The 6,488-nt window shown below is 47.1% G+C and carries 7 protein-coding genes and 1 riboswitch; of the genes, 1 reads left to right on the top strand and 6 read right to left on the bottom strand.

All coding sequences use genetic code 11. The features are described 5' to 3' along the window. Positions 1–10 precede the first annotated feature (10 nt). Positions 11–116: riboswitch (SAM riboswitch) on the top strand. 108 nt (positions 117–224) lie between these two features. Continuing rightward, positions 225–1,046: a MetQ/NlpA family ABC transporter substrate-binding protein gene (locus VN379_RS20730; protein WP_325537389.1), complete on the top strand. Its 822-nt coding sequence runs from the start codon at positions 225–227 to the stop codon at positions 1,044–1,046. Between the two features lie 90 nt (positions 1,047–1,136). Here VN379_RS20730 and VN379_RS20725 read toward each other — a convergent pair whose 3' ends face one another. The 6 genes from VN379_RS20725 to VN379_RS20700 all read right to left on the bottom strand — a co-directional run bounded on the left by VN379_RS20725 (position 1,137) and on the right by VN379_RS20700 (position 6,459). Next, entirely contained in the window at positions 1,137–1,424 is a 288-nt protein-coding gene (locus tag VN379_RS20725; protein ID WP_325537387.1) for a hypothetical protein, read from the bottom strand. Between the two features lie 37 nt (positions 1,425–1,461). After that, positions 1,462–2,052: a TetR/AcrR family transcriptional regulator gene (locus tag VN379_RS20720; protein ID WP_325537385.1), complete on the bottom strand. Its 591-nt coding sequence runs from the start codon at positions 2,050–2,052 to the stop codon at positions 1,462–1,464. A 13-nt stretch (positions 2,053–2,065) separates the two neighbouring features. Next, positions 2,066–2,584, bottom strand: coding sequence for a DUF456 domain-containing protein (locus VN379_RS20715; RefSeq protein ID WP_325537383.1), 519 nt, complete (start codon positions 2,582–2,584; stop codon positions 2,066–2,068). A gap of 28 nt (positions 2,585–2,612) precedes the next feature. Further along, positions 2,613–3,884, bottom strand: coding sequence for a phosphoribosylamine--glycine ligase (gene purD, locus VN379_RS20710; protein ID WP_325537381.1), 1,272 nt, complete (start codon positions 3,882–3,884; stop codon positions 2,613–2,615). A 25-nt stretch (positions 3,885–3,909) separates the two neighbouring features. Beyond that, on the bottom strand, positions 3,910–4,662 hold the full coding sequence (locus VN379_RS20705; RefSeq protein ID WP_325537379.1) for a YdcF family protein: 753 nt from the start codon (positions 4,660–4,662) through the stop codon (positions 3,910–3,912). 75 nt (positions 4,663–4,737) lie between these two features. Beyond that, on the bottom strand, positions 4,738–6,459 hold the full coding sequence (locus VN379_RS20700; RefSeq protein WP_325537377.1) for a glutamine--tRNA ligase/YqeY domain fusion protein: 1,722 nt from the start codon (positions 6,457–6,459) through the stop codon (positions 4,738–4,740). Positions 6,460–6,488: the final 29 nt, after the last annotated feature.

The following is a 6,488-nucleotide window of genomic DNA, read 5'->3' as shown; positions in this document are numbered from 1 at the left end:
AATTAAATATTACTCATCAAGAGCTGGCTGAGGGAAATGGCCCCATGACGCCGCGGCAACCATCGCAGATGCGAACGGTGCCAATTCCAACAGGATTAAATCCTGGCAGATGAAGAACTGGACAACAAGCCTCTTCGCACTGCGAAAGAGGCTTTAATTATTTTCACGGAGGGAGGACCGGGTAGTTTTTTTAATTGTACTTCATTTTTAGGAGGAATATTCTTATGAAAAAGTTTACTTTAGTACTGGTTACCGCATTATTGGCTTTATCCACTTTTATATCCGGCTGCGGCAGCAAGGAAACCCCAGCTCCTTCAGCTTCGGAAAAAAAGACTATTAAGGTTGGCGCTACTGCTGTGCCACATGCCGAAATACTTAATGTGATTAAACCGGCCCTTGAAAAAGAAGGCATCAACCTGGTTATTGTAGAAATGAGCGACTATGTCCGTCCGAATGTTGCTGTTGCTGAGAAAGAACTTGACGCTAATTTCTTTCAGCATATCCCCTATCTAACCAAATTCAGCAGCGAGCGCAAGCTTGACCTGACCTATACTGCAGCCGTACATATTGAGCCGATGGGCATTTACTCCAAGAAAGTAAAAAACCTGAATGACTTACAAAGCGGTGCGCAAATCGCCATCCCTAACGATCCTACCAATGGCGGCCGCGCATTAGCGCTCTTGGCCAAAGCCGGCATTATTAAGCTGAAAGACGGCGCTGGCGTTAATGCCACCGTGAAAGACATTACTGAAAACCCCAAAAACGTTAAGGTTCGCGAACTTGAAGCGCCACAACTGCCCCGCTCACTTGATGACGTCGCTTTAGCAGTCATCAACACCAATTATGCCCTTGAAGCAAAACTTGTACCTGCCAAAGACGCCCTCTTTATTGAGCAAAAAGACTCTCCTTATGTTAATATCCTGGCTGTCCGCAAAGGGGACGAAAACCGCCCCGAAATCCAAAAACTGACCAAAGCCCTAACCTCTGAAGAGGTCAGAAAGTTCATTAATGAAAAATATCAGGGAGCAATCGTACCCGCATTCTAGATGTATTCAAAAGGCTTGAACCTTTCATAAGAAGGGTTCAAGCCTTTTTTAATGTATCAGAATTTATAAGTTTTGAGAGGCTGAAAGTCCTTATAAAACAAGGGGAGGCAAGGTCAATGCTCGGCTTGAGCAAGGATACGGCCCCGCAACCTCGGTCCCCCACGGCCTTTGCCGGAAAAAGCGTTCCGCAGGAGAAAAGCCGGGCGGTAATCCGTTAAGAAATTCGTACTGTTTGAGCGTAGCGAGTTTACGGATTTTAGGAATACTGTCCGGCTTTTCAGCTTTTGGAGGCTTCGGGCCTAGACTTTTTGTTACTTTTGGGGCAATGCCAAAAGTAAAACCATTCCTTTGTATTCCAGGATTATCTGATATGCGCAAAGCCAAAAGACCTCCCAGCGGTTTTTCTTAGGCGTTATTACCGTTCAACAACACCATAGAGAAAAATATCGGCGATATTGTTTGCTGCCGATTCAATCGAATCATCCTGCGCACCGACAAACCCCTGAAAAACCATCATTACAATGACACTAAACAAACCGTGAGCTGCCTTATGTACGTCACATTGGCGAATAGCTCCCTGCTCAATACCTTCTTGCAAAATGCTTTCCAGTATACCGATGGTATGGACAAATCTCTCCCGGTATTTTTCTCGCTGAGCCTCGGTAAAGCTGGATGCCTCTTCGTGGCCTAATCCACGCATCTCATGCATCAGTACCCGCCATAAATCGGCATTGGCAACATAAAACCCCAAAAACATCTTAATCGCTTTTTTAATTTTGATTAATGGCAGTTCAGCAAGAGCGGCAATCATATCGAGTTCAGCTTCAAATTTTGCGCTGCGTTCTTTGATCAGGGTATAAAAAAGTTGTTCCTTACTGACAAAATAGTTATATACTGTGCCCTTGCCGGTGTCAGCCAAGGCAATAATCTCATCAACAGTAGCACGGTGATAGCCCTTGCGGGAAAAAACCGTATAAGCGGCATCAAGTATTTGCTGTCGTTTCATATTTGCCTCCTGTCTACCCAGCCCATGTTAGTTTGGAAATAATCAACGCCACCATACCGATGGCTACCGCTAATTTGAAGATAAGCCCTAACGCCTGACCAACGACAATACTTTTTGCTACCCGTCCTGCCTTTTCCCGGTTGCCTGTAGCTGCATATTCTGCCAGATAGCCAGTGGCAAAAGAACCACCGATAGCCCCGGCAATCGAACCCAGACCAGGCATTACCCCAGTACCAATTATCCCCCCGGCAATACCACCGATAAAAGCGGCTATTATAGCCGTTCTGGAAGCATTCTCTTTTTTGGCGCCGAGCGCCCCTGCCGCAAACTCAGCCAATTCCCCGGCAAGCAGTGTCCCAAAGAGAATGAGCAATACCGTGTTATTCATATATACAAAGGATTCCTGGTAACCATATGCCAAAGCAACGAAAAAAATCAGCCAATTGCCAGGTAGTCCGATAGCAGTTAAGCCAATACCAATAACAGTAACAACAATGACCAATAGATTAATGGCTGTTAAACCAGCATCCAAAGTATGCACTCCTTCTGCGCCCGGCCTCCTACTTTCGGTTGAAAGCCCGATGAGCGATATCTTTACGATATTGCATCCCTGCAAACTTTATCTCAGGTACGGCCTGGTAGACCTTAGCCACCGCCGCCTGAATATCACTAGCTACAGCAGTTATACCAAGCACCCGGCCACCATTTGTTACAATATCGCCATTCCTGAATGCTGTCCCGGCATGAAAAACCATGGCTCCCTGTGCTTCAGCCTTATCAAGACCACTAATTTGATCGCCTTTGGTGTAATTGCCCGGATACCCGCCAGCTGCCAGTACAACACACACAGCTGCTTTGTTGTCCCATTCAATCATTATATCAGCCAGCCGTTCATCAACACAGGCTTCCATAATATCGACTAAATCACTGGCCAGGAGTGGCAATACAACCTGTGTCTCAGGATCGCCAAACCGGGCGTTAAACTCAATAACTTTCGGTCCTTTGTCAGTAATGATTAAGCCGGCATACAGGCAGCCTTTATAGATAATACCTTCCTGACGCAGGGCATCAACCACCCGCTGCAAAACCTCCCGCGTTACTTGAGCCCGCACAGCATCTGTAACCACAGGCGCAGGGGCATAGGTCCCCATACCGCCGGTATTCGGGCCAAGGTCATTGTCAAATACCCGCTTATGGTCTTGAGCGGCAATCATGGGCGCTACCGTACGGCCATCAGTAAAAGCCAGCAGCGAGGCTTCCTCTCCCTCAAGATACTCTTCAATAACCACCAGGTTGCCTGCATTGCCAAAGGCCTTATCCCGCATCATCATATCGACAGCCGCAACAGCCTCGTCCACCGTCAGAGCAACAACAACGCCCTTACCGGCGGCCAGACCATCTGCTTTGACAACAATAGGTGCACCCTGTTTCTGAATATAAGCGATCGCACTGTCAGCATCTGTAAAGGCTGCTGAGGCCGCAGCCGGGATATTGTACTTATGCATAATCTCTTTGGCAAAAGCCTTAGAGCCCTCTAATTGTGCCGCCTGCCGGGACGGCCCGAATACTTTAAGATTGAGAGCATTCAAATGGTCCACAAGGCCGTTGGTCAACGGCAACTCAGGTCCAACCACAGTTAACCCGATATCGTGCGCCAGGGCAAACTTGCCTAACGCTTCATTATCAGTTATGTCAATATCCACACACTCTGCCAGCGACGCAAGCCCAGGATTCCCCGGCACACAATATATCTTCTCCACCCGGGGGCTCTGTCCCAGTTTCCACGCTAAAGCGTGTTCGCGACCGCCGCCGCCAATAAGTAAAACTTTCAAAATACCACTCCTCCAGATAATTTCGTCAAAACCAGCTTACAGCCAACAGGCCAAGATATTCTTTGATCACCAGCTGCGTATTATAGAACGCATCAGCCCGTGGCCACAGTTGATACCATTCAAAAATAAACCTTGTATTTGTTTGATAATCAGTAGGGTATGGGGTTACTGCCATATTATATTTAGTAAACTGCGCCACAGACCGTTCCATATGAAAGGCCGAGGTCACCAGTATTGGCCTGGAAAACCCCTGTTCATCCAAAATCATTTTAGTAAATTTAGCATTATCGGTGGTATTAAGGCTTTGCCCTTCAACAATAATCTTATTCGCCGGAATACCTAACCCACGCAGAATATGCTCAGCAATTTCAGCCTCTTTACCGGTATTGGCAAACACCTGCCCACCGGAAACAATAATAGGCACACCGGTAATATAATGTAGCTGCGCTGCTGTTAGCAGCCTATTGGCGGCAAAGCCCAGTAAATGACCTGTACCATGAACATTAGGAGTATCTGCCGTTGCTCCTCCCCCCAGCATCACAATAACATCACCACTGACATGCGGTGGCGGCTGGTACCGGTTTTCCAGCGAACGCATAAGATAATCACCTACCAGGGGGGTCGAGATAAGATATAGCAGCCCTGTTAGTATCGCCAGTGCCCATACCCCGTGCTGCTTTCGCCGGTACAGCCACAGACAAAGCACGGTCATAGCGGCAATAAATAAACCTGGTGGCAGCAGGAAGGTTATATATAAAAACTTTATCAAGACCAACACGTGAAGATACCCCGCTTCTCAGATGGCAGAAAGACTTTTACCGGCATCCCTGCCAGGCAAAAGTCTTTCGTGCTGTTATTTCTTCTCAAGCTTGGCCCATGAATCTTTCAGGGATACAATACGGTTAAATACCGGCAGGTGTGGTGACGAATCCCGGTCCACCGCAAAATAACCGTTACGTAAAAACTGAAACCGGCTTCCCACTTGCGGCGTTTTAATACTTGGTTCAACCAGGCAATCAACTAATCTTTCCAGAGAATTGGGGTTGAGCTTATCCACAAAATCCTTTGTGTCCTCTCCCTCTTCTTCCTGTTCCTGACTATTGACTAACAGGTAATCGTACAAGCGTACCTCTGCTTTCCCGGCATGGGCCGCAGACACCCAGTGCAGTACGCCCTTAACCTTGCGGTTAGCAGTACCGCTGCCACTCTTGGTATCAGGGTCATACGAGCAGTGTACCGCCACAATCTCGCCGGTTTGCTCGTCTTTCACTACCTGCTCACACTTAATAATGTAAGCATGTTTAAGCCGTACTTCAGCCCCAGGCGTCAAGCGGAAAAACTTTTTCGGCGGGTTTTCCATAAAATCATCTTGCTCAATATATATTTCCCGGGAAAATGGGATTGTTCTTGAACCCATCTCAGGGTTCTCCGGATTGTTTTCAGCAATAAGCTCTTCTACTTGTCCTTCCGGATAATTATCAATAATGAGCTTTAGTGGTTTCAGCACAGCCATAACGCGGGTGGCCTTACTATTAAGGTCCTCTCTGATACAGTGTTCCAGTAAAGCAACATCTACGGTACTATTGCTTTTAGCCACACCAATACGGTCACAAAAATCCCGGATTGCTTCAGGAGTAAAGCCCCGCCGCCGTAAACCGGAGATTGTCGGCATCCGTGGATCATCCCAATCGCTGACATAGCCCTCTTCAACAAGCCGCCGCAGATAACGCTTGCTCATAATCGTGTTCGTAAGATTTAACCGGGCGAACTCAATCTGCTGGCACTGATAAATGCCTAACGACTCAAGCGTCCAGTCGTATAATGGCCGGTGATCCTCAAACTCCAGTGTACAAATCGAGTGAGTCACACCTTCAATTGAGTCAGAGATAGGATGAGCATAATCATACATAGGATAGATACACCAGGCATCGCCGGTACGATGGTGCCTGGCGCGAACAATACGGTAGAGAACCGGATCACGCATATTAAGGTTAGGGGATGACATATCGATTTTTGCCCGCAGCACCCGGCTGCCTTCAGCGAATTCCCCAGCCTTCATTTTCGCAAACAACGCCAGGTTCTCTTCCACGGTACGGCTGCGGTAAGGGCTTTCTTTGCCAGGTTCAGTCAGGGTTCCGCGATATTGGCGTGTTTCTTCAGCCGACAAATCACAGACATAGGCTTTACCTTTTTTAATGAGTTCAACAGTATATTCATAAATCTTTTCAAAATAATCGGAAGCATAATACTTGCGGTCATCCCAGTCAAAACCTAACCACTTTACGTCTTCCTGAATAGAATCCACATACTCTACATCTTCTTTGGTCGGGTTAGTATCATCAAAACGCAGATTACATTTGCCACCATACTTCAGAGCCAATCCAAAATTCAAACAGATTGACTTGGCATGCCCGATATGCAAGTAACCGTTCGGCTCCGGCGGAAACCGCGTATGGACCCGGCTGCCGTGTTTTCCAGTCTTTATATCTTCATTGATTATGACCTCAATAAAATTAGCAGGCATAGCAGGATTGGCTGCAGATTCTTTATCCATAGGTTCAGTTGTTGTGTTCATGCAAATCCTCCTTAGGGTATGTCCATTAT

It is taken from the genome of Sporomusa sp. (assembly GCF_035561255.1).
Lineage (GTDB): Bacteria > Bacillota > Negativicutes > Sporomusales > Sporomusaceae > Sporomusa.
The sequence above is the reverse complement of the archived record's forward strand: the minus strand, read 5'-3'. Positions and strand labels throughout refer to the sequence as shown.

Coding starts and splice junctions, on each gene's coding strand:
- VN379_RS20730 (WP_325537389.1), top strand. CDS start 225: ATGAAAAAGTTTACTTTAGTACTGGTTACCGCATTATTGGCTTTATCC.
- VN379_RS20720 (WP_325537385.1), bottom strand. CDS start 2,052: ATGAAACGACAGCAAATACTTGATGCCGCTTATACGGTTTTTTCCCGC.
- VN379_RS20700 (WP_325537377.1), bottom strand. CDS start 6,459: ATGAACACAACAACTGAACCTATGGATAAAGAATCTGCAGCCAATCCT.